Here is a 22,207-nt window from a genome sequence, read left to right as displayed (position 1 = left end):
CATGAAGCTTTTGCGCAGAATGGCCAAGGTGCCACTTGGGTTAACCGCGCCCGCGTTCGCGCTTTTGCTTGTGGTTTTCGGTGCCCCTATAACCTTGCTTTTCCTAAGCAGTGTCAATGCCCCCGATTTCTCGTTCCAATACTACGGAGCGTTTTTCGCCCAGCCAGCTAATGTGCGGGTGCTCTTTCAAACGATAGAAATAAGTCTGGTCGCAACTGCCATCTGCTTAATCGTAGGCTATCCAACCGCGTATCTGATCGTCACGGCATCCAAGACTCTGCGCATGACGCTCATCGCTCTCGTGATCATCCCCTATTTGACCAGTGGGCTGGCGCGTACCTACGCATGGATTGTTATTCTTGGGGATCGCGGGGTCATCAACAACATCTTGCTGGACGTCGGATTGATCGATCGACCTCTGCAACTCATCTATAACCGAACCGCGGTCTATATTGGCATGGTCCACATCATGCTGCCGATGATGATACTTCCCTTGGTTAGTGCGATGATGGGGATCGATCGGTCCTTGATGGCTGCTGCACGCAGTATGGGAGCGGGACCTTTCACCGCTTTCAGGCGTGTATTTCTCCCCCTTAGCATTCCAGGCGCACGGAGTGGCTCGCTCCTAGTTTTTGTGTTCTGCCTAGGATTCTATATCACGCCGGCGGCACTTGGGGGATTGCGCGATGCCATGCTTTCAACCTTCATTGCGGCCGAGGTGAATAGCTCGTTCGATATTCCGCGCATTGCCGCTGCGTCCTTCATCCTTCTCGGGTTTGCCATTGTGGTGCTTTCCATGGTCGGGCTTGACCTCTCCGGCAAACAAGAGCAAAGCCAAACTCGAGCTCCGAAGGGCTCGATGTCCCGACTACCCATTGTTCTTGTTATCAAACGAAACTTCAGCGAAATTCTGCGTCCCTATCGTGTCAAACGGTGGACGGGACGGCGCTACGTGCCTGGGGCGGAAAGGCGATGGCCTAAAGTCGTCGCGATCGTTTTTATCGTTTTGGTGATGGCCTTTCTTTTATTCCCAGGGATAATCGTTGTCATCATGTCGTTCAGTTCCGGGGCATTTTTGCAATTTCCGCCTTCGGGCCTGTCGCTTCAATGGTATCGCTCGTTTTTCGGCGATGCATCTTGGAGCGGAGCAGCTTGGACCAGCGTCGAGATTGGTGTCGAGGTAGCTGTTATTTCTACTCTATTGGGAACACTTGCTGCTTTCGGATTGAGCCGAATAAGCGCAAGACTTCGCGGCGTGCTGACAATGATCATAATCACGCCTATCACCTTTCCAGTTATCGTGGTCGGTATCGCGACTTATCTGGGTCTCATCCAGATTGGTCTAATCGGCACAAAGGGTGGTATCGCCCTCGCTCACAGTATCGGCGCTGTTGGAATTGTGGTGGTGATCGTTTCTGCGACGTTGGCCAACTTCGATCGGACGTTAGAGCAGGCGGCCAAGAGTATGCGTGCCGGACCACTGCAAACGTTTTTTCGCGTAACACTGCCGTTAATCAGGCCGGGAGTGATCGGCGGCGCCATGTTCGCATTCCTCCAGTCATTCGATGAAGCGGTCATAACGTCTTTGGTCGGCGGTCTGTCGGTGCGGACGTTGCCCTTGAAGATGCTGGAGAATATCCGCCACCAAATCGACCCGACGATTGCTGCAGTCGCTTCTCTTTTGATGCTTCTGCCTTTAATCTGGATGCTTGTCCTCTATGCCGTCTGGTGGCGTTCTCGACCGAGCATGCAGCGAACATTACAGGAAGCCGCTGCCTAACTGGCGTGGCAGATCCACTTCCTGATGATGCGTCCGACCTATTCCTACGGACTGGCGACAAGCATCTGTTCGGGGCTTCAACGGGCGGATAAAATGGCCACCTGGTCCAAAACGGAAACCAGTAAAGCTCTTGCAATTATCATCTGGCACATGCGGATCAAGGATTCGGACTATGTCTGGGATCGGCCGGCCTTGCTCGCCAGCAAGCTCAGACCTGCCGATCCTCTTGCTGCGCGCCAGGATGGAATTCGAGGTCAACGGCGCTGACCGGATCGCACAGATCCTTCGCCCGTCTGAACAACGAACAGCTAGCCAACGTCAACCGGCTGATCGCGCGATTTCTGAAATCGGCTACCCACCGCGACTTTGACCTTCCTCCTCCCTTAGTGCACCGGGATCAAGGTGACGAACCAAGGGACAGGTCAGCAGAGCGAGCCCTGGTCATCTGAAAACGCGATGGTGCCGTCTCGGACATTATATTGGCGAAGTGGTGACCGCGTGTGCATAGTTCCAGGCGAAAAAAATAGCCGTGTACAAGACCATATGCCCGGTCAAAGTCGCCAGATCACCCGCAATAGGTTAAGCAATGAACGAAGCACCACATCTTACGTTTGATCTCGATGCGCATGGCGTGAGCAGAGGACACCTCGTTGTGCCGGGAGGCGCCGACCATGAAGAGTTCTCGCTTCCGGTTTTTAGTCTTAATAAGGGCGATGGACCGCGCCTTCTTATCACCGGTGGGAATCATGGCAATGAAATGGAGGGGCCATTAGTCGCGCGGCGGCTTATCGAGTGGCTGCCACAAGCGCAAACCAGTGGTAGGATCATCGTGCTGCCAGTGCTTAATCCATTGGCAGTTCAAGCATGGAGCCGCAATACTCCGCTTGATGGTTTGAATCTGAACCGCGTGTTTCCGGGCCGTGCCGACGGGTCTGTTACGGAACGAATCGCGGATGCGGTTTCACGCGTATTGTTGCCAAATGCCGACATCGTTTTCGATCTGCACAGCTTCGGCCCAACGTGGGATTTTCCCCCGGCGGTCATCACGCATCCAATTGCTGATGCGGATCTCATGGCTAAGACGCTCGCAATGGCAGCGGCATTTAAGCTGCCCGTAACATTGCTCTGGCAACATGACGACACGGCTGGGATGTTCGACAGTTGGGCACATAGCCTAGGGAAGGTATTCGTTTGCGCGGAATTCGGCGGTGGTACGGTTAGCGCAGAAGCTCTAGCGATTTATGAAGCTGGAGTTCGCAACGCGCTCGTTATGCTTGGACTCGTCGAAGGAAAAGTCGAGGACGTGTCTTTCCGTAACAAAAGGTCCAGTCAGACCCTTGAGACGCTGATATCAGACGAGTTGAAATCGCCCGCGCAGGGTATCTTCGAACCTCGCTGCTCTGTGTTGGATGAAGTGAGGTCGGGAGATCTTATAGGTATCCTACACTCTATGGATTCTGTTTCCGCTCCGTCCATTGACATCCGAGCGCCTGGGCCATCAATCGTCCTAGCCATAGGATCGGGCGCGCATGTCGACCGCAATGAAGGGGTAGCCATCCTTGCGCGGCCGCTGCATAACTAGAGGTACAGATTAGCCGCGCCTTGGCCAGCTGTAGTAACTCCGGTATGAAGGCACTGGCCTCGACTGGAGCTTATAGGCCAGCTCCTCGGATCGATCAGCGGCTGATCCTGTCTTCCAAAATCATGCCAAAAAGATTGCTTGATCCTTGATCGCTTGGTTTATACTAACCATGGTTGAAAGTGGCGGTCCGAGATGGGAGCTGGCCGGACGGATTGATCGCCTAGCTTCTGTTATGGAAGCAGGGGCGACGATCCGGCGCACCGCGACCAAGAGGGGAGGCGGACGGTGCCGTCCCCGCTGACGCCCGTAAAACAACTTTATCGTATCTTAAAACGAGATGGGCACGTTCGGGGCTTTATATTGGCAAAACCGATTCCGAACGGGGCATAACTTAGGACAGAGCGCGCAAATCCGGCCGCAGCTCATAGCTTGGCCAAACTCGAGTATAATTCAGTGCAGATCAAAGACGTCATTCTCACGCCCGGCAACGGCGCCTTCTTTTATGACGATCAAGCTGCCATTAGGGCAGGGGTTGGCCAGGACGGTTTTGTTTACGTCGGCGAGCCATTGACGCCCGGCTTCCGTGATATCCGTGTTCCGGCAGCTTGCTTAAGCGTCGGGCTTGTCCTGGAAGACGATATGGTCGCCTGGGGCGATATGATGGGAGTGCAATACTCAGGGGCTGGCGGGCGTGACCCCCTGTTTGACGTCGGAGCCATCATGGATCTCACGTCACGTGTTGTTGTCCCGCGGCTCTTAAACATTGATGCGTCCAGCTTTTTGACAGCCTGCTCCAGTGTCTTCGATCTCCATACTGGGAAACGACTCCCACTATGCATCGAATATGGGGTCAGCCAAGCCCTTTTAAGCGCTGCTGCCCATGCTGCGCGTCGTACCATGGCGGAGGTGGTTTGTTCGGAATTTTGCCTATCCATGCCGCATCGTCGTGTCCCAATTTATTGCCAGAGCGGTGATGCGCGCGAAATCAATGTCGATAAAATGATCCTGAAGGGGGTGGATGTGATCCCGCATGGCCTCATCAACTCGCGTAGCAAATTCGGCGTTGGGGGAGAAACCTTTCTGGATTTCGTCAAATGGGTGGCGCACCGCGTCAAGCAAATCGGCCAACCAGACTATTCTCCGGTGCTGCATTTCGATGTGTACGGCTGGATCGGTATGGAGATCGGGCTCGACGTCCAGCGCATCGCCGACTTCATCAGTAAGGTTGCTGACGCGGTTCCGGAGTTCACGGTGAATATCGAATCGCCAGCCGACTTCGGGTCTACGCCGGCGCAGGTCGAAAATTACGGGCAGATCGTCGGCATTCTGAATGCGCGCGCGTCACGTGCGCGCATCGTTGTCGATGAACGCTGCAACACCTTAGAGGATGTGCGTCTGTTTGCGGAGGCTAAGGCGACCCATCTCGTGCAGATCAAGACGCCGGACGTGGGCTCGATCGCCGACAGCGCCCGTGCGGTGCTTCTGTGCAAAGAGAACAACGTGGACGCCTATGTGGGAGGCAGCTGCAGCGAGACGGATCTCTCCGCGCGAGCGACGGTTCACATTTCGGTGGCAACACAGGCGGACATGATGCTCGCGAAGCCTGGCATGGGCATCGACGAAGGTCTTTCCATTGTAGGCAACGAACAAAATCGGTTGCTCGCCATGCTTGATCGGCGTCGGGCACAAAACCTGAAAGCCGCGTAGGAAGCGCCCTGATGCTAAACAGTCTCAAGGACATCACGGTTGTGGCGGTCGAACAGGCCGTTGCAGCTCCCTACGCATCGTCTCGCCTTGCTGACGCAGGCGCCCGGGTGATCAAGGTCGAAAGGCCCGAAGGGGACTTTGCCCGAAACTACGACAAGCTGGTGCGGGGGCAGAGCGCGTACTTCGTCTGGCTCAACCGGGGTAAGGAGTCGGTCTGTCTAGACCTGAGGTTGGAGGCGGATCGCGCCGTCCTCGACACGCTCATTGCCAGTGCTGATGTCTTCATCCAGAATCTAAAGCCGGGCAGCATAGAAAAACTGGGGTTCGCGTCCGCTGATCTGCGTCGACGATATCCGCGGCTGATCACCTGCGACATTTCTGGTTTCGGGGAGTCAGGGCCGTATTCCCATTTGAAGGCCTACGATCTGATCGTCCAGGCCGAAACAGGTCTATGCGCTATCACCGGCAACCAACAGGGGCCTGCGCGTGTAGGGGTCTCGGTTTGCGATATCTCGGCGGGCATGACAGCGCACAGCGCCATTCTTCAGGCACTGTACCACCGCGAGGTCACCGGCGAAGGGACCAGCATCCAGGTGTCACTGTTTGATGCCGTCGCCGACTGGATGAACGTGCCGGTTTTGCAAAATGATTACAGCGGCTACCAGACGGTACGCGCAGGCGTGAAACACCCGTCGCTCGCGCCGTATGGTGCCTATCGCTGTGCCGACGGCAAAGAGGTCATCTTTTCGGTTCAGAATGACCGCGAATGGGTGAATTTCTGCGAGAAATTCCTGAAGCAGTCCGGGCTCACACGCGCACCTGGTTTTGCTGACAATATGGAGCGCCTCGCTCATCGTGCGCAACTTGATGAGATCATTGAACAGCGGTTTTTTGAACTATCCTGCCACGATGCGATGCAGGAGCTCGAGGCGGCCGGCCTGGCATATGGCCGACTGAACGAAGTGGTGGATGTTTCAAAGCATCCACACATTCGCAGGGTGCAGGTTGGAACACCCGATGGAGCCGTCGAGACGATAGCGCCGGCGGCGATTTTCAACTCGGAGCTCCCCTCGCTTCGCCCAGTCCCGGCTCTTGGCTCTCATACCGAGGCTGTCCGCGAGGAGGTGCGGGCGCTTTTGCGCGAAAGAGCCGCGTCAGCGTGAGCGCGCGTTTCAGTAAGGTGAGACTGCTCGCGGTTTACAAAATGCCTGTGTACCTCGGATCATTTCAGCGCACCGGCCGCCTAGAAAGCTCACTGGCAGCGCCCGCGCTAAAATCGGCCGCAAAGGCGTCTCCATGATCAAGGACACCTTTGCGGCCGTTGAAGGCGCGATGTCTGTACCGCGCTGGAGATCCCTGCTCTTCGTTCCTGTTCACGTTCCGCGCTTTGTAGAGACGGCCCATGAGCGGGGCGCAGATGGCGTCATTCTCGACCTGGAGGATTCCGTGCCCCAGGATCGGAAAGGAGAGTCACGGCAGCAGCTTCCTGAATGCGTGGCAGAGGTGGGCCGGAAAGGCGCATCTGTTTTGGTCCGCGTGAATCATGGTCTGCGCGCCTTGGCGGCCGATCTCGATGCAGCCGTGATGGCGGGTGTTGACGCACTGGTTCTTCCGAAGACGGATTCGGCAGAGTGGGTTATAGAGATCGCGAATGCGGTTTCGGAACTAGAACGTGAAAGAAATCTTCCGCAGGGAGGCATCCGGTTCCTTGCCCAGATTGAGACCCCGGGCGCCTTGCAAAGGCTTGCGGCCATTGCGTCGGCGCATCCAAGGATGGTCGCAATGGCGCTTGGCCCTGAAGACTTCAGCGCCGCTGTTGGCGGCGCCCCAGGATTCGACCTTCTTTTGACGCCGAACCTTTCTGTTCTGTTTGCCGCCCGCGCGGCCGGCTTGCTCCCGCTGGGCTTCATAGGAAGCATCGGCGAGTTCTCGGACACGCATAAACTTCGTGAGGCCGCGGTGCGGGCGCGGCGGCTTGGCTTTGCCGGAGCTTTGGCGATCCATCCGACACAGGTGGCCATATTCAATGAGGCTTTCTCGCCAAGCGCCCAGGAGCTCGAGTGGGCCCATAAAGTTGTCGCGGCGGCAAATGATGCCGCCACGCGTGGACTGTCCGCATTCTCGTTGAATGGCAAAATGATAGATCCGCCAGTGGTGCGGCGCGCCCACGAGATCCTGATTCTTGTGGGCAACAACTGACTGGCCTGTTATCAGCGGCTGAACAGGAGCGAATGGCACTACACCGCGCCGGGCAAGCCGATGCAAAATGGCTACGCGATTCCCTCAACGGCCGAATGCGAGACGAGCTGTTGAACGATGGCCTGTTCTTCGGCCTCGACCACGCCCGCAGTGCCACTGCCGAATGGAGGCAGGACCTAAATCCTGTTCATAACACTCATCTGTCTATGTCATTTGAGTGAATAGGTTTTGCTGATCTGGATGCGATCCCATGGGGTATTTTGGGTTTTGCCGCGCGCGATGAACGATGCGCTGAGCCGCCGGTTCGTCAAGCGTTGATCGGCTGAAGACCCATGGACCGTCCGGCAGAGGATGAACGCCTTCGATCGACGCGAGTCCACCGAAGGCGATGCAACGCGGCTCGCCATTGTCAAGCAGACCACGCCAGCAGGAATAGCGCGGAATGTTGTGCTTGGTTCCCGTGTAGCGGACCGTCAGCTCGCGGCCGCAGCGCCGGCAGCGGACAAGGTCGGCGAGCAGAGCGTCGCCATGCTTGGGCGCCCCGTGATGCCGGCTCGTGGGCACGTGGTCGCTCACCATCTTGCGGATCGCTTCCGCCTTTCCCAGCCGACGTAGCCTTCGTGTGCACCCGGAATCAGCGCCAGCATCTCGCGCCTTACGGCGGCTGCGCGAGCGAATGGCGGCATCTGCGCGGTCTGCGCGTCGTGCGGGTTGGAGAAGATCGAACTGATATGTCGTAGGCTGGCGCGGTATGGACCTCTCCCCGGTTCGCTTCGTGAGGACCCGATGCTGCGCCCGAATCCTCCAATTGCGATGGGGTGTGGGAATTGGCCGTCGGGTCCTGCAGCAGTGTCACCAAGACGCCAAGCGTTCTGGGATCGATATGTGGGGCAGGGCAATGCGCCACGCGGTGCAGACCGCGATCAAACATCCAGGCCGGAACTTCCAGCCACCGATCGGAGGCGTGGCGGGAGAGACTGCAGCGGAAAACCTCCCGGTCGGCGTTCTCGATCACCTCATGAACGTGAACACAACGCCCGGCCCAAGGATGCCACGGATAAAGAAACTTGCGTTCCTCGGTCCTGTGGGTGTTCTTTCCTGGTGTTGTTCAACACCGTGAGGCCGCATTCCTCGCTCGCTATTTGACCCCGGCGGTCTTCGCCGGAACCCTCGCCGCAACCGGCTCCGACGCTGCACTCAATGAAGGCTTCGCGCCTCCGCCCGTTGCTCAAACCGCGCCATAACAGAAACGGCCGAGGCTAATCGCCACTGGTTGAAAGTTCAGTGGCAGGTCAGAGGGTCTGGCTCGACGGCCTTAGCTTCAGGCTATCCGGCCAATCCCGGCGATCACCCAGCGACACGATGACTGACCAGTGCTCAGCGCCACCGCCGGAGCTGCAAAAAGAGTTGCGTATGATTGAGCGTTCGACCACGTTGCTGTCGATCTTGATATGGCCTCGTCCAGGATGCGCGAGAGGCGCTTCCCAGCGCGAGAGCGTGTAGGGGATCGCCGCTGTGAGCTTGGTCTTCTGACTGATTTGGCCGAGCTTCTCTAGCCGCCCTGGGTCCAGTGCCGTGATGGTTGAGCACTTTTTGCCTGCGTGCAGCAAGGCCTCGTTGGCCTCGGCTACGGATGTCATCCTCGATCTTTTAGAGTTCGCGGATCCTTCTTAGCGCCTCGATCGGGCGCGGCATGGCAGAAGGCGAGCGTGAAGCCGCTTTTCGTCGGCCAGCAAGCGATGGCCCGCTATAGCCGTCGACCTGCAAGTTCCGGTAGAGAGCCTGCGAGATGAGCGATCGCACGCTGGGCCTTTTCGGTCCGGCGCATAGACATAAGACGCCCGGCGGTCCGCTCCCTCCCTAATCAGTCATCGCGGGCATAAATCCAGAGTAGGCCTGTCTTCGTCTTGCCGACCCCGGAACGAGCACCGGCGCGGTCGTCGCACGTCGGCGAAGAGTTTTGGCGAGGACTTCGGTTTTGCTAAAGCAACCGTTCATGGACCAGACGTAGGTGCCAGTCCGGCGCGGCCGACTACCGGCGCTGCCAGCAGCCTGGGCAAGCGAACCAAATTGTAGCCCGCCAAGTTATGCCGCGCCCGCGGTGGCACATCCTCGCAGCTTGACCTTGGCCATGCCGTCTGAGGTCTTGACTGACCGAACCCTCCTCTGACCCCTTAGGGCAGTGCTGACTGAGATCATAGCCCGGATGGCGCTTCGTGCGGTCATCGATCGCTATACGCGAGGCTTGTTGCTTTCTGCTCAAATGGGCGTTGAAGGCAACGCGCGGCGTGATCTTGCTCTTTGCAGGTCCTTGACTGGCGCGTCCTAGGCTTCGCCAGCGCCAGTCGATGCGCCGTCGCGGCGTCTGCGGTCCAACATAGCGAGAGCGGCATCACGCTCGCCTGTGCCAGGCCTGGGTATGAAACTTTCCAGTCAAGCCGGATTGGCCAGCACCTGGGTGCATAACCAACCTGTTGTCGCGGCTTCATTAGCATGAGGTGCCCGGAAACGAAGATACGTATGGACCCCGCCCCGCTTTCCAATTGAGCCTAGGGGCTGCTGATTCCTTCTTCGCCAAGGGTCGTGAACGGCGTGATCGACCAATGGATTAGGTTGATGGGACGATGAGTGTCGCCTCGGTCGAGCAATGGTGGATGAAACTGCGATGACATGTCCGATAGGATCTCTGTAATCGCCCTGCCTGACGCCCTGCCTTCAGGTTTTCGACATAAAATTTCACCTCGGTCACACCTGATCTTAATGTCGCCAGCGATCTAATCCAGTGTGCCAGGAATGAGGTACCGTACGGCCGCACTGCGAGAATGCCTTCTTCGCAAATCCCAGTCCTCGCCGTGACTGCTAGGTGCAATACTGCAAGCCAGCTGAACCAATTGAGGATCTGTCCCCTCATCGAGGCGCGGATTGACTTGGATGACGACGGGTCCAGGCTTCGTCCACGGAGTTCAATGTTCGTTGGCCCAGCTGAGGCCGTGAGCTTGCAAGCAATTCTGTGACACGTTGACGATACGATCATGCTCGTCATTAGTCAGCAGGGTTGGTTGGACAATTCACCTCTCGGAAGAGGAAATGGGGTGGCCGGCCGAAGTCCGCCAGCGGCAATAGCAATGACCTCCTTTCCCATCTTGTTAGCGCCGCTGGTTGCAATGGCGCTTGGTACTGAAGACTTCAGTGCAGCTGTTGGCGGTGCCCCAGAACTCGACCTGCTTTTGACGCCGAACCTTTCCGTTCTGTTCCCCATGCGGCAGTCTCGGCTCGATAGGAAGCATCGGCGATTCTTAGACAATGATAACTTCGTGGGGCCGCAGGCGATCCATTTAAACATCGATGGGGCTTTTCACCAAGCGCACAAGAACTCGAGGGACCCGTCGTGTCCTCGCGGCGAAAAAGATGCGACGGCGCAAGGCAAAGGCGCGTTCACATTGGACGGGAAGATGGTCGATCTACCGGTTATTCGAAGGGTCCGAGAAATCATCTCCATGGATCAGGGCGCCGAGTTGGCCGGTTGAAGCCTCGGCGGGTTGGGTCCATTCTGGACACATAGGTTACGGTTTTGGTCAAACCACACTGAGATGACACGACAGTTAGGCGTCATGTCGCTCTGCAATTATTGCTGTCGCGCCATCACATTTCGAGATAGATTACATCATTGCAGTCCGCCCTCGGAAGAGTACCCGTGGAAATCAGGCAGTTAAGATACTTTGTTGGCGTGGTCGAAGCAGGCAGTTTCACGAAGGCCGCTGGCTTTCTGAATGTCGCCCAGAGTGCGCTGAGTCTGCATGTGCGCCAATTGGAGGAAGGCTTCGGCACTCAGCTGCTGATACGCGACAGGACCGGCGTGAGCGTGACGGCGTCAGGAGCCAAACTCCTGGAGCGGGCGCGGGCGATTCTCAAAGAAATTCGAATTACCGAGGTGGAATTGACCAACACAGCCGCTTCCCCCGCCGGGGAGGTGACTATTGGCATTCCGTCTGGAGCTGCTCGCGTCCTGAGCGGTCCGCTGCTTGAGACGGTAAGACACGAACTGCCCAAGGTGTCCCTCAAGATGGTCGAGGGTATGACGGGACCGCTAGAGGAATGGATGGCGGCTGGACGCTTCAATCTGGCGGTTCTGTACCGCACTGCGGACAGTGTGGGGCGAATGACTGTGCTAGCGCGCGAAGACCTTTGTCTGGTGGTTCCGTCCGGCGAGCCACCGTTTGAAGATGCGATATCTCTGGCCGACCTGCATGCATTCCCCCTGGCGGTTCCCATGCGCAACAACAATGTCAGGCGTTCGGTGGCTGATGTCGTCGCACAACACGGTTGCGCGATGGACGTCAAGTTTGAAGTGGACTCGCTCTCAACGATCATCAACATGGTCGTAGAGGGAAAAGCGCATTCTATTCTCGCCCCGTCTGCCGTTCAGAAAGAAGCCTCTCAAGGGCTGGTCCGGACGGTCAAGATAGTCGATCCGGTAATTACCCGCTCCGTGGTGCTTGCTGTAAATCCCAAAGATGAGCGTTCTGCGGCCGTTTCTGCGGTCCGCAAGCTCATTCCGAAGGTCGCCAGAGAATTGATTGAGAGCCGGGGCTGGGTAGCATCGGCTCCTGACGCGACCTGAGAACCATCGATCTGTAAACAACGGCATGACTTCCTTCCTGTCGGAACAGATCGATCTGGATTCCAGATGGATTTAGGCACTAATCGATATTTGACCCGCTGCGACCATCGCGATGAAACTGGCTCAAGCGAGCTCAGCGGCTTCGAAAATTGAAACGGCGCTCGCATGGCCAGAATCACAAGTGGAGCCCGCGATGTCCCACGCCAGGAGCTACGAGCTCTTCATTAATGGCAAATGGCGAGCCGGTGGTAGCCGAGCCACTTTGCCGGTGATCAACCCGGCGACGGAGAAGGTATTTGCCTCAGTGGCCTCGGCTACGGTTCCAGACTTGGATGAAGCTCTTGCTTCGGCAGAACGCAGCCGCAAGGCGTGGTCCTCACGCCCCGCCAAAGAGCGTGGCGAGATCCTCGTCTCTGCCGCCAGCAATCTGGCTGAGAAAGCTGGCGCCGCAGCCAGGGACCTGTCGTCCGAACAGGGAAAGACGATTGCCGAAGCAACAGGAGAGTACGCGCGCGCAGTCGAAACGCTGGAATGGAATGGCCGGCATGCCGATGAGTTGTCGACCCCGATTCCGTTGGGTCCGAACAGGATGATCGTCCCGGAGGCCCTCGGTGTCGTCGCTGCCTTTACGCCGTGGAACTATCCAGCCGTTCTCATCGCCCGCAAGCTCGCCCCCGCGCTGGCGGCAGGCTGCCCGGTGATCCTCAAAGGGGCCGAAGAGACGCCAAGCGTGGCTGTCCATGTCGTGGAATCTTTGCGTCAAGCAGGGATACCGGAAGGCGTGGTCAACCTGGTGTTCGGTGTTCCTGTGCATATATCACGGCATCTGCTCAGTTCGCCAATTGTCAAAGTCTTGACGTTCACGGGGTCGACCGCTGTTGGGAAACAGCTGGCCACACTGGCCGCGAATAATCTGCAGCGCTGCATCCTTGAGCTCGGTGGACATTCCCCGGTTATTGTGTGCGAAGATGCCGACCTGGCAACGGCGATACCGGCTATTTCGGAATACAAATTCGAGTGCGCGGGCCAGAGTTGTAATGCGCCCAGCAGGATTCTTGTCGCCCGATCCCGCTATGAGGAATTCCTGTTCCGGATGACGGAGGCGGTCCGAAAAATCAGGATCGGTCCACCGGATGACCCTGCAACGCAGATGGGTCCCATGGCAAACGCGCGGCGAATCGAGGCCATGCAACGCCTGACCAAAGATGCGGTAGAGGGCGGCGCCCAAATCGAGACCGGTGGCATCCCCCTTGACCGACCGGGGTTTTACTGGCCGCCAACCATCCTGACTGGCGTACCGAAGGAAGCGAGAGTGCTTCATGAAGAGCCGTTCGGACCAATTCTCACCGTGGCTCCTTTCGATACGATCGAAGAGGCGATCGATGAAGCCAACGCCACGGAGTACGGTCTGGCCGCCTACTTGTTTACTGGCGCGGCCGATACGCAACAGAGGCTTGTGGGCGGTCTTTCTGCGGGCGCTGTTAGTGTGAATTACCTGAAAGGGGTTTCCGCTGATGCCCCTTATGGAGGAGTCAAACAAAGCGGCTATGGATATGAAGGCGGCGAGCAGGGGGTGCGAAGCTTCCAGATTCTGAAAATGGTCAATGGCCTCGGTTCATTTGGATAAAATCCGGTGGGAAACAGAACACGGACCATGGCCGGTAGCGACATCACAAGGAGCGTCGCCGACGCCCTTCAGTACATCTCGTACTATCATCCTCCAGATTATATCCGGTCTCTTTCTCACGCATACACGCGAGAACAGAGCCCGTCGGCGAAGAATGCCATAGGTCAGATTCTGCTGAACTCCCGCATGGCGGCCTTTGGGCGGCGCCCGATTTGTCAGGACACCGGACTTGTGGTTGTCTTCGCAAAGGTCGGCATGGATGCCCGCATTAAGTCAACAGCCAGTTTCGCGGATCTTGTGAATGAGGGCGTACGTCAAGCCTATCTCGATCCGGACAATCCCCTTCGGGCATCGATCGTTGCGGATCCCCTCGCTAGACGGGTCAACACCCGCGACAACACACCGGCAGTTGTCCATGTCGACCTGGTGCAAGGTAACCAGATTGAGATCACCATCGCCGCGAAAGGCGGCGGGTCGGAGAACAAGGCACGTTTTACCACCCTCAATCCCACCGCCTCCGTTTCCGACTGGGTGGTCAATACCGTTTCGACCCTTGGCAGCGGGTGGTGTCCACCTGGACTGATCTCTGTCGGCATCGGTGGTAGCGCTGAAAAGGCGATGCTGCTGGCCAAGGAGGCCATGAACGAGCCCATAGATATGGCGGAACTGATCGCAAGGGGGGCGTCAAGCGCAGAAGAGGGGCTGCGGATTGAGCTTTATGAGCGGATCAACGCGCTTGGTATCGGCGCCCAAGGCCTTGGTGGTCTGACGACAGTCGTTGACGTCAAGGTTGCGACCTATCCTACTCATGCAGCGTCCAAGCCTGTGGCGCTCATCCCGCAATGCGCCGCCAACCGGCACCTGAAGTTTACTTTGGACGGCTCTGGACCCATCAGCCTCCAGCCGCCCGATTTGCGCGAATGGCCCGACATCGGAGCCGACGAATTGAACCCAGCCGGCGTCCGGCGGGTCAATTTAGATACGCTTACGAAGGAAGAGACGGCATCGTGGCGCTGCGGTGAAACGCTCCTGCTTTCTGGAAAGATGCTGACGGGCCGTGACGCTGCCCACAAACGAATGGTCGAACTGATTGATGCCGGCAAGCCGCTCCCAGTCGATCTGAGGGGCCGCGTGATCTACTACGTCGGTCCCGTCCGGGCAGTGAGGAATGAAGTCGTTGGACCCGCCGGTCCAACAACCTCCAGCCGCTTGGACGATTTTACGGACAAGGTGCTCGCCGAAACCGGCCTTTTCGCGATGGTGGGCAAAGCGGAGAGGGGACCGGCGGCCATCGCGTCGATTGTAAGACACAGAACGCCATACCTTGCTGCAGTGGGTGGCGCTGCGTACCTGATTTCAAAGTCGATTAAGGCGGCGCGGATTGTCGCCTTTGAAGACCTGGGCATGGAAGCCATCTATGAATTCGATGTGCAGGACATGCCCGTCGTCATGGCTGTCGATGTTGAGGGAAACTCCATTCACAATTCCGGGCCTCTTGAGTGGCGTAAGCGTATGGCAGCCGACAGCATCGCACGCAACATCGGTGTTTGAGTCTTTCCGGTTGGGCGATTTCGGCCAGACCCGAGCGCCAAATTATCGGGCAAGCCATAAGACGAGCGGCATTTGCGGTGCCCTGCGCCTCGGCGAGCCGGCCAAGCAAGGCCTTCAATTCACCCTAATAGTTGAATGTGCGAGTGAATACTGCATTGAGTATGCCGTCCATGCGATCGAGGGTCGAATGCAGTCGCGCGTCTATCAAGTACGGCAGCGAGATTCAAGAAAATCGGTTATCTATTTATCATGGTCTCCGCCGCCGCCGACTATTCTCTCCAGCTGCACCATTGCCCCGTTGGGCGTTGGGGCGATAGCCAAATTACTTCTGCAGCTTTTCTCAGCGGATCGCTCACCCTCAGCTGATTTTCGTACCCCATTCTGGCACATCTCGGGCCTGGAACGGATGCCTTCCACTGCTACATTCGCTCGTTTCAATTGATGATAGAATTGATCGGCACACAACGCGATGTCATCGCTGAGAGCATAGGTTATGAAGTCGAAACCCGATCCCGTGCAACTCGACAGTTGGGACCTGCGGATCCTCTCCGAAATTCAGGCAGACGGTCGGATTTCAAAAAGTGAGCTTGCAAAACGAGTTCATCTTTCGGCGTCCGCCTGTTCGGAGCGGCTCCGAGCACTCAAGGCCGCGGGGATTATTGAGGGATTTTATGCGCGGCTGAGTCCTGCCCTCATCGGCGGCATGATCTTTGTGATGGTGGAGGTCGTGCTGGATCGTCATCGTCTTGAGGACCAACGACACTTCGAAACTGCTATCCAAGACATTCCGGAAATCCTGGACTGCTGGGCAATTGGGGGGCGCGTGGATTATCTGATGCGGGTCGCATCTCGTTCTATGGCCGCCTATCAGGATTTCATGGAGGGACTGCTGCAGGCAGGCTTGGGGATTGATCAATACTATAGCCTTGTCGTCACGAAACCAGTGAAGTCCAATTCACCGATACCTTTGTCCGCCCTGAGGCAACGGTAACCCAAAAGCTAAGTTTCAACGGCGTTTGGCACGGATCCCGTAGATTCGTCGGCAAAAGGCACCCATTCCGACGAAACTCAAGGGACATTTGCGGTATACTAATTGCTGGAAAAAGGTGGCCGAGCGCTATCCGCCAGTTGATCGCGAGCAAGGACGATGCGCTTGAGCAATCTGGAACCGATCTATTCCAGGAGAGGATCGAAGCAGCCATCGGACGCACTTGCCCAGCACGGTTACGGCGAGAAGCCAAACCGGATCGTGCCTGGTTGAGGAGGCGTCCATATCTAAGATGCGAAGTGCCGAAAAATGCCTCTACCGCTACTTCAAGGGGGGAACTTTCGCCCTGGATTGGCGATCAGTGGCGATTGAGCTTAGTCGCGGTCAGCGCATCCGTGTAGGGGGCGAAATCTACAGCGAGGGTTTGGCAAGCCGACGGGTAGCGGGAGTGCAAGCTGGCCCGCTCGGCCTTGGCGACCAACCCGGCCCTCGACGCCTGCGGACATTCGGAGATCGCGTTTTTACGTCCTAAGTTCGTTGCTGTTCGAGATTAGGAGATCGTCTGTCCTGTTTGACATTGCTGGTCTCCGCAGCCTTCTAAGCGAGGAGCATGGCTGTGCCGGGATCGCGTAGGTGGGTGACAAGGCCGGTCACTCCTGCCACCCGACGTGGTCTTTGAGAAGGTGGAGGTTGCGCTACCGGCTGGAGAGCATGGTGCCAGTTTTCACAAGACAAGGGTCGCTTAATCGAATGGGCGTCAAGTTCATAGATTGCGAACAGATCATGGGGGGATTTGAATAGTGCTACTGACCGAGGCAGAGCTGAAAAGAGTTGCGAATGCCAGTCGAGGACATAGAGCCGCATCGATCGTTCTAAAGGAAGAGACGGCCGCAGCTACAGCCAGATCGTCATTCGACGTTTTTCTGTCACATTCTTTCAAGGACGCAGAGATCGTTCTCGGTGTGAAGCGAATTTTCGAGGAGCTTGGGTTCACTGCTTACGTAGATTGGGTCGAAGATTCACAACTGGACCGCACAAAAGTCTCCTCGGCCACCGCCGAGTTGCTGCGGACCCGTATGAGGCAGTCAAAGACGCTAATCTATGTGCATTCAAACAATTCTCCAGGATCCAGATGGATGCCTTGGGAGCTTGGCTTTTTCGATGGGTTTCGGACCGCGGTAGCGGTTCTGCCCGTGGCAAAAAATTCTTCGGAAACATTCTCCGGGCAAGAATTTTTGGGCCTATACCCTTACATTGATGGGACAGGACCTGCATTCCTGTTTATGAACAGAGGGACCGCGCCTCGCTCAAGAATAGGCTCTGTAAGCTCGACTGCTAACCTCACGTTTGCCAAATCCTGGCTTAAAGAATTTACCGCCACAAAATAGACTGGTGTGCTTCAAAAATGAAATATCCTGGACTCTATAATAGCGCCGACGTGGCATCCAACGAGCAGCAGGCGACGTTTCTGCGCCTGATCCGGGCAGAGTACGTTCTTCTTTTTTTAGCGTCGGTGCTCTCTTTGGACTTGTCGCCATCAAAAGCCTATTTCGGTGTCTATGCTGCGGTATTTCTTTGCTCAATGGGAGTCCTCATTTTCCGGTCGGTCACAAAGCCCGAGCAGGTCTGGTATCAGGCTCGAGCTCTGGCAGAGTCGGTGAAGACATTGACTTGGCGCTTCGCGATGCGAGCACAGCCGTTCGATGACGCGCGCGCCGCTGACGCCAGAGCTGATTTTCGAAAGCTCATGGAAGGTATCCTTGATAGCAATCGTCACCTTGGTAGCGCGTTGAGCGGCACCGATTCAGCATCCCCCCAAACAACCGACCAGATGATGTCGATAAGGGACTCCCCGCTAAAAGAAAGAAAAGACCTATATCTGCAGAGACGAATCTGCGACCAACGGAAGTGGTACGAGAAGAAGGCGCGCTCGAACAAGAGGTCCGCGAAAGTCTGGATGGGCCTTGGTATTTTTGCATACGCTCTGGGATTCTCGTTCATCGTAGTACGCATCGCTGACCCCGCGATGCCAGGCTGGCCGACCGAGCCGCTAATTGTCATCGCCGCCTCCCTTATTGGGTGGACCCAGATCAAGAAATTTAACGAATTGGCATCGGCTTACACGTTGACAGCTCACGAGATCGGCTTGACTGCCGACCTTATTACGGACGCCAACTCGGATGAGGCATTCTCCGCCGCGGTGAACGAAGCCGAACTGGCTTTCTCACGGGAGCACACCCAGTGGGTTGCTCGTCAAAACAACTAAGAGACAACAATGGCATACAGCGATCCGACCTATGTAATATTTGACGGCGATGAAGACGCTTGGGCATACCGCTTTATGAAAGGGTGGAACGCCAGCGAGAATGTGAGTTTTGAATTCGCGAACGCTCACGATCTGGACAATATGACGAGCCGAGCACAGGACGAAGATTATGTTAAACGCAATCTTCGCAACAGAATGAATGGATCGAGCCAGGTACTTGTCCTGATCGGTGAGAAGACGAAAAACCTTTTTCGCTTCGTGCGCTGGGAAATGGAATTGGCTCTTGATCTAGGTCTGCCGATAATCGCAGCAAACCTTAACGGCTCGCGGCAACAAGATGTGAGCTGTCCGCCTATCATCAGGGACAAATGTGTTGTGCACGTGCCGTTCAAGATGAAGGCCATCAAGCACGCGCTAGCCAATTGGCCGAGCGAATTTCATCGGCTTTCAAACGCTCAGCGTGGCGATGGCGCCAGGAGCTATGGCGAAAGCACCTATCGCGATCTCGGCTTATAATCGCCACCTAAAAGCACTTAGCCGCCCAAACATCCTCGCCATCCGCTGGCGGCGACTAGCCTTAGCAACGTCCGCCAGCGTGTTCCGAGCTTGCCGAGCGATGATAAGAAGAGCACGACGTCCGATTTGCTGAGTTTGGCTGAAAGCTGCAGGTCATGTGCAACCTATTAGAGGAGCCCCGCTCGAAGCGTCGGATCGTCAGACAAGATCATGTCGCGCGAGGGCGCTGGTTTCGCGAGGAAAAGGAGCGGCTGTTCGATGTTTGAGGCTTGATCCAGCGTTTCGAGACTGCACGAGCGGCCAGCATTGATGGAGGCAGCTTTTCAGGCCGCGCAATTCTGTCGGCTCGCCCCCTCCTGCGAGCCGCAGCTCGGCTCGCCCTGCGCAGCAACCACGAATTTGCGATCGCAAGAAAGGCAACACGCTGACGATAGAACTTGGCGGCGCTGGTCGGCTGCGAATCAAGATGTCAATGGCAAGGAGCTCTCGCCGCGCGTCTTTGCCGGGCCGAACCTTCTGGCTATGCTCCTTCGAGAAGTCTGCCGAGCACCAGCCGCCGCACCGCCAAAGCTATCAATATGCGCGAGGGCACGACCTCAGCCTCTCAGCGCTGGCCAACCAGGTTGGAGCCTGTGCCGCGGCACGGAACCCGCTGCCTGCTGATCGAGGCGAATGTGCTTTGCCCCTGATCACCTCATTACCACCCTTGGGAAGGGCAAGACCGATCCGGACCGTCAGAATGTAAGGGATGACCGGCAGTTCGGCGGAACATGGCCGCCGGCGCTCTATCGTGCCTCGCGCGGCCGGCGGGAACAGCGTCCCGAGCGCTATTCATCCGTCAATATCGCCCGCTAATCGGGCACTATGCTGGGCGCATGCGCGTCGTAAGCTGTTCGTGTTTGCAGGACGCGCCCCCGACCCTCGGCTAAGGCGAAGGTGACGCCTTAGTTTTCACGGCAATTCGGGCCGATCCCGCGAATTTCACGGCGAATAACCTGCATTCCCGAGAAACTCAAGGGACGTTTCCGGTATGCTATTTGCTAAACAGGTGGCTGGCCGAGTGCCCTCCGCCAATTTATCGCGAGGAGAGGGACATGCGCTTGAGCAATCTGGGAACCGAGCAACTCCGGGAGAAGGATAGAAGCTTCGTCTTCCATCCTTCTACGCATCTGGCCAAGCACAGCCGAGGCGAAACGCCAAATAGGATTATGGCCGGTGCGGAAGGCGTCTATATCTGGGACACCGAAGGCCGAAGGAGCCTCGACGGTTTCGGAGGACTCTACTGCGTCAACATGGGATATGGATGCACGGAGATCGCCGAGGCCATTGCCAGGCAAGCACACGAATTGCCGTTCGCGCACGTCTATGCCAGCCAAGGTACGGAGCCGGTCGCCCTGTTGGCAGAGGCCGTGGTCGAGTATTTCGGTCAGAACATGCGAAGGGTCTATTTCGGCCTCTCCGGTTCCGATGCCAACGAAACCAACATCAAGCTGGTCTGGTACTATAATAACATTCTTGGCCGGCCCGAAAAGAAAAAGATCATCTCGCGAAATCGCGGCTATCACGGGTCTGGATTGGTCACGGGTAGCCTAACTGGCCTTCCCTTCTTTCACAATTTCTTCGACCTGCCTCTGGATTTGGTGCGCCATACAACCACGCCGCACTATTACCGCCAGGCGCGTGTCGAGGAGAGCGAGGAAGCGTTCTCCCGGCGCTGTGCCGATGAGCTTGAAGCCTTGATCCTGGCCGAAGGACCGGAAACGGTTGCAGCTTTTATCGGAGAGCCGGTACTTGGGACAGGAGGTATTGTGCCGCCCCCCAAAGGGTACTGGACGTCCATTCAAGCGGTGCTCGACAAATACGATATCCTTCTAATCGCGGATGAAGTGGTCTGTGGCTTCGCGCGAACCGGCGAGAAGTTCGGTTCCCACCTGTATAACATGCGTCCGGATTTCGTGACCATCGCAAAGGGTTTGAGTTCCGCCTACCTCCCCATCTCCGGGTCAATCATTGGCGACCGTGTCTGGTCGGTTTTGGAACAAGGAACTGAGAAGCACGGCGCACTCGGCCACGGCTGGACATATTCGGGGCACACGCTTTGTGCCGCAGCCGCGCTCGCCAATATTCGACTGCTTAAAGAAAAAAATATTCTGGAGCATGTCCGCGATGTTGGACCGTATTGGCAAGACCGGATGAAGGCCGAGCTGGCGGGACATCCCATCGTTGGTGAAGTTCGCGGAGTGGGTATCCTGTCGGCCGTAGAGATGATGCGGGACCCAAAACAAAGGATACCATTCGAACCCGACCTTCAGGTCGGGGTGCGCACTGCAGCTGCTCTGTTTGAGAATGGTGTCATCGGACGGGCCATGCCGCATGGCGACATCCTCGGTTATGCCCCCCCCCTGATCATTACCCGAAAAGAGATCGACATCATTGTCGACGCGACGGTAAAGTCGGTCGATACCACCTATCGCGCGCTGAAGGCCGAGGGTGCCGTATGATTTTGCGATCGCGAAGGAGCGAGTCCGGAGGCAGGCATGTCCCTGCGCGCTACTGCGCCGAGCAGACCCAAAACTGTTGAATTCCAGATATCTGATCTTGAGCATGCTCCGGGCTATTTCAGTCACGATTTGTAACCGAATCAGTTCTGCCGCCGCTGTCCTGTTGCCCAACGACCAGGACCTCTGTGCGGCGCGCCCTGCGGGTGTACCTCCCCGCCGGCAGGGCGCCCTTTTTGACCCACGTAATCAGTATCATTATGGCCCGTGCGGGATCGAGGGTCTGGTAAAGGTCATCTGCACGTTCCGATGCAGATTGAGCTTAGACGTGCCCTTTACATCATTGCAGCGGGCCATAATCATTGCGGTGAATTTTATCACGTCAGGTATATAGAAGGACGATACTCACACGCCACCCCGTTCACAAGGAAAGGCATTTTAATATTGTTGAGACGATTTGCCTATCAAAGAAAAGAAAGCATCGCAACACTTCTTTGCGGATCACGGCGCCCCGGGTGGGGGATGAGCGGCTATCCGAATTGTTATGCTAATGCCGACCCAAATTCCTGCAAAAGCTGGGGTCAATGATGGCTTTTGGTCAGCGCAGGATGATTTCTCCTGATTTGGTCGGTGCAGGGGCGGTCATGATTTAATGCATGGAGATTCTCTGATTGAGCTGTTGAGATCATGAGGCGTCTGCCAGACGCCCATCGGGTGAGCCCAGCATGATTGGGATGACCGACGAAGATCGAAAGTGTGGCAGCATTCTGGAGCCCGGTCAGCCCAGCGACGCCCGCGAATTCAATCACGTTTGTCGGGACATACACGACGCAGCCGGAAGGCGTGCAGAAAGAGGAAGAATCGAGCGCGAC

The 22,207-nt window shown here is 56.9% G+C and carries 16 protein-coding genes and 3 pseudogenes; 17 read left to right on the top strand and 2 right to left on the bottom strand.

Annotated elements, in window-relative coordinates; translation table 11 throughout:
* Position 1: 1 nt before the first annotated feature.
* The 7 genes and pseudogenes from EN990_RS03720 to EN990_RS03695 all read left to right on the top strand — a co-directional run.
* On the top strand, positions 2–1,780 hold the full coding sequence (locus EN990_RS03720; protein WP_063169314.1) for an ABC transporter permease subunit: 1,779 nt from the start codon (positions 2–4) through the stop codon (positions 1,778–1,780).
* Between the two features lie 93 nt (positions 1,781–1,873).
* Positions 1,874–2,047, top strand: a complete 174-nt coding sequence (locus tag EN990_RS35370; RefSeq protein WP_164548525.1) for a hypothetical protein — start codon at positions 1,874–1,876, stop codon at positions 2,045–2,047.
* Between the two features lie 319 nt (positions 2,048–2,366).
* Positions 2,367–3,362, top strand: coding sequence for a succinylglutamate desuccinylase/aspartoacylase family protein (locus EN990_RS03715; protein WP_063169313.1), 996 nt, complete (start codon positions 2,367–2,369; stop codon positions 3,360–3,362).
* A 453-nt stretch (positions 3,363–3,815) separates the two neighbouring features.
* Positions 3,816–5,069: a methylaspartate ammonia-lyase gene (locus tag EN990_RS03710; RefSeq protein WP_063170371.1), complete on the top strand. Its 1,254-nt coding sequence runs from the start codon at positions 3,816–3,818 to the stop codon at positions 5,067–5,069.
* A gap of 11 nt (positions 5,070–5,080) precedes the next feature.
* A complete protein-coding gene (locus EN990_RS03705; protein WP_063169312.1) occupies positions 5,081–6,232 on the top strand; it encodes a CaiB/BaiF CoA-transferase family protein in 1,152 nt (383 codons plus the stop codon).
* 133 nt (positions 6,233–6,365) lie between these two features.
* Positions 6,366–7,268, top strand: coding sequence for a CoA ester lyase (locus EN990_RS03700; protein WP_210326668.1), 903 nt, complete (start codon positions 6,366–6,368; stop codon positions 7,266–7,268).
* Between the two features lie 24 nt (positions 7,269–7,292).
* Positions 7,293–7,417: pseudogene (locus tag EN990_RS03695) on the top strand (integrase core domain-containing protein); the annotation flags it as partial.
* A 55-nt stretch (positions 7,418–7,472) separates the two neighbouring features.
* Here the strand turns inward: EN990_RS03695 and EN990_RS35955 are convergent.
* The gene (locus EN990_RS35955; protein WP_063169311.1) at positions 7,473–7,847 is read right to left on the bottom strand and encodes a zinc ribbon domain-containing protein; all 375 of its coding nucleotides are present in this window, start codon (positions 7,845–7,847) and stop codon (positions 7,473–7,475) included.
* Between the two features lie 528 nt (positions 7,848–8,375).
* Between EN990_RS35955 and EN990_RS35950 the strand changes: the two are divergent.
* Positions 8,376–8,512, top strand: a pseudogene (locus EN990_RS35950) (IS3 family transposase); the annotation flags it as partial.
* A 48-nt stretch (positions 8,513–8,560) separates the two neighbouring features.
* Here the strand turns inward: EN990_RS35950 and EN990_RS03685 are convergent.
* Positions 8,561–8,908 carry a transposase gene (locus EN990_RS03685; protein WP_063169310.1) on the bottom strand — a complete coding sequence of 116 codons (348 nt, stop codon included), beginning with the start codon at positions 8,906–8,908 and terminating at the stop codon, positions 8,561–8,563.
* A gap of 1,485 nt (positions 8,909–10,393) precedes the next feature.
* On the opposite strand from EN990_RS03685, the gene EN990_RS03680 reads away from it, so the two are divergent.
* The 9 genes and pseudogenes from EN990_RS03680 to EN990_RS03640 all read left to right on the top strand — a co-directional run bounded on the left by EN990_RS03680 (position 10,394) and on the right by EN990_RS03640 (position 21,338).
* Positions 10,394–10,795, top strand: a complete 402-nt coding sequence (locus EN990_RS03680; RefSeq protein ID WP_063169309.1) for a hypothetical protein — start codon at positions 10,394–10,396, stop codon at positions 10,793–10,795.
* 167 nt (positions 10,796–10,962) lie between these two features.
* A complete protein-coding gene (locus EN990_RS03675; protein ID WP_063169308.1) occupies positions 10,963–11,889 on the top strand; it encodes a LysR family transcriptional regulator in 927 nt (308 codons plus the stop codon).
* Between the two features lie 193 nt (positions 11,890–12,082).
* Positions 12,083–13,516, top strand: coding sequence for an NAD-dependent succinate-semialdehyde dehydrogenase (locus tag EN990_RS03670; RefSeq protein WP_063170369.1), 1,434 nt, complete (start codon positions 12,083–12,085; stop codon positions 13,514–13,516).
* Between the two features lie 27 nt (positions 13,517–13,543).
* Positions 13,544–15,067 carry a fumarate hydratase gene (locus EN990_RS03665; protein ID WP_063169307.1) on the top strand — a complete coding sequence of 508 codons (1,524 nt, stop codon included), beginning with the start codon at positions 13,544–13,546 and terminating at the stop codon, positions 15,065–15,067.
* A gap of 493 nt (positions 15,068–15,560) precedes the next feature.
* Entirely contained in the window at positions 15,561–16,058 is a 498-nt protein-coding gene (locus EN990_RS03660; RefSeq protein WP_063169306.1) for an Lrp/AsnC family transcriptional regulator, read from the top strand.
* 1,402 nt (positions 16,059–17,460) lie between these two features.
* On the top strand, positions 17,461–18,321 hold the full coding sequence (locus EN990_RS03650) for a DUF4231 domain-containing protein (protein WP_063169305.1): 861 nt from the start codon (positions 17,461–17,463) through the stop codon (positions 18,319–18,321).
* 9 nt (positions 18,322–18,330) lie between these two features.
* The gene (locus tag EN990_RS03645) at positions 18,331–18,837 is read left to right on the top strand and encodes a TIR domain-containing protein (protein ID WP_063169304.1); all 507 of its coding nucleotides are present in this window, start codon (positions 18,331–18,333) and stop codon (positions 18,835–18,837) included.
* A gap of 483 nt (positions 18,838–19,320) precedes the next feature.
* Positions 19,321–19,741, top strand: a pseudogene (locus EN990_RS35945) (transposase); the annotation flags it as partial.
* A 190-nt stretch (positions 19,742–19,931) separates the two neighbouring features.
* Positions 19,932–21,338, top strand: coding sequence for an aminotransferase (locus EN990_RS03640; RefSeq protein ID WP_063169303.1), 1,407 nt, complete (start codon positions 19,932–19,934; stop codon positions 21,336–21,338).
* The last annotated feature ends 869 nt before the right edge of the window (positions 21,339–22,207 follow it).

The organism is Mesorhizobium sp. M7A.F.Ca.US.005.03.1.1, assembly GCF_003997975.1.
Classification (GTDB): domain Bacteria; phylum Pseudomonadota; class Alphaproteobacteria; order Rhizobiales; family Rhizobiaceae; genus Mesorhizobium; species Mesorhizobium ciceri.
The sequence above is the reverse complement of the archived record's forward strand: the minus strand, read 5'-3'. Positions and strand labels throughout refer to the sequence as shown.

Bases quoted from the DNA above. Each gene is read 5' to 3' on its own strand.
- EN990_RS03720 (WP_063169314.1), top strand. From the start codon at position 2: ATGAAGCTTTTGCGCAGAATGGCCAAGGTGCCACTTGGGTTAACCGCG.
- EN990_RS35370 (WP_164548525.1), top strand. From the start codon at position 1,874: ATGGCCACCTGGTCCAAAACGGAAACCAGTAAAGCTCTTGCAATTATC.
- EN990_RS03715 (WP_063169313.1), top strand. From the start codon at position 2,367: ATGAACGAAGCACCACATCTTACGTTTGATCTCGATGCGCATGGCGTG.
- EN990_RS03705 (WP_063169312.1), top strand. From the start codon at position 5,081: ATGCTAAACAGTCTCAAGGACATCACGGTTGTGGCGGTCGAACAGGCC.
- EN990_RS03700 (WP_210326668.1), top strand. From the start codon at position 6,366: ATGATCAAGGACACCTTTGCGGCCGTTGAAGGCGCGATGTCTGTACCG.
- EN990_RS35955 (WP_063169311.1), bottom strand. From the start codon at position 7,847: ATGGTGAGCGACCACGTGCCCACGAGCCGGCATCACGGGGCGCCCAAG.
- EN990_RS03685 (WP_063169310.1), bottom strand. From the start codon at position 8,908: ATGACATCCGTAGCCGAGGCCAACGAGGCCTTGCTGCACGCAGGCAAA.
- EN990_RS03680 (WP_063169309.1), top strand. From the start codon at position 10,394: ATGACCTCCTTTCCCATCTTGTTAGCGCCGCTGGTTGCAATGGCGCTT.
- EN990_RS03670 (WP_063170369.1), top strand. From the start codon at position 12,083: ATGTCCCACGCCAGGAGCTACGAGCTCTTCATTAATGGCAAATGGCGA.
- EN990_RS03665 (WP_063169307.1), top strand. From the start codon at position 13,544: ATGGCCGGTAGCGACATCACAAGGAGCGTCGCCGACGCCCTTCAGTAC.
- EN990_RS03660 (WP_063169306.1), top strand. From the start codon at position 15,561: ATGAAGTCGAAACCCGATCCCGTGCAACTCGACAGTTGGGACCTGCGG.
- EN990_RS03650 (WP_063169305.1), top strand. From the start codon at position 17,461: ATGAAATATCCTGGACTCTATAATAGCGCCGACGTGGCATCCAACGAG.
- EN990_RS03645 (WP_063169304.1), top strand. From the start codon at position 18,331: ATGGCATACAGCGATCCGACCTATGTAATATTTGACGGCGATGAAGAC.
- EN990_RS03640 (WP_063169303.1), top strand. From the start codon at position 19,932: ATGCGCTTGAGCAATCTGGGAACCGAGCAACTCCGGGAGAAGGATAGA.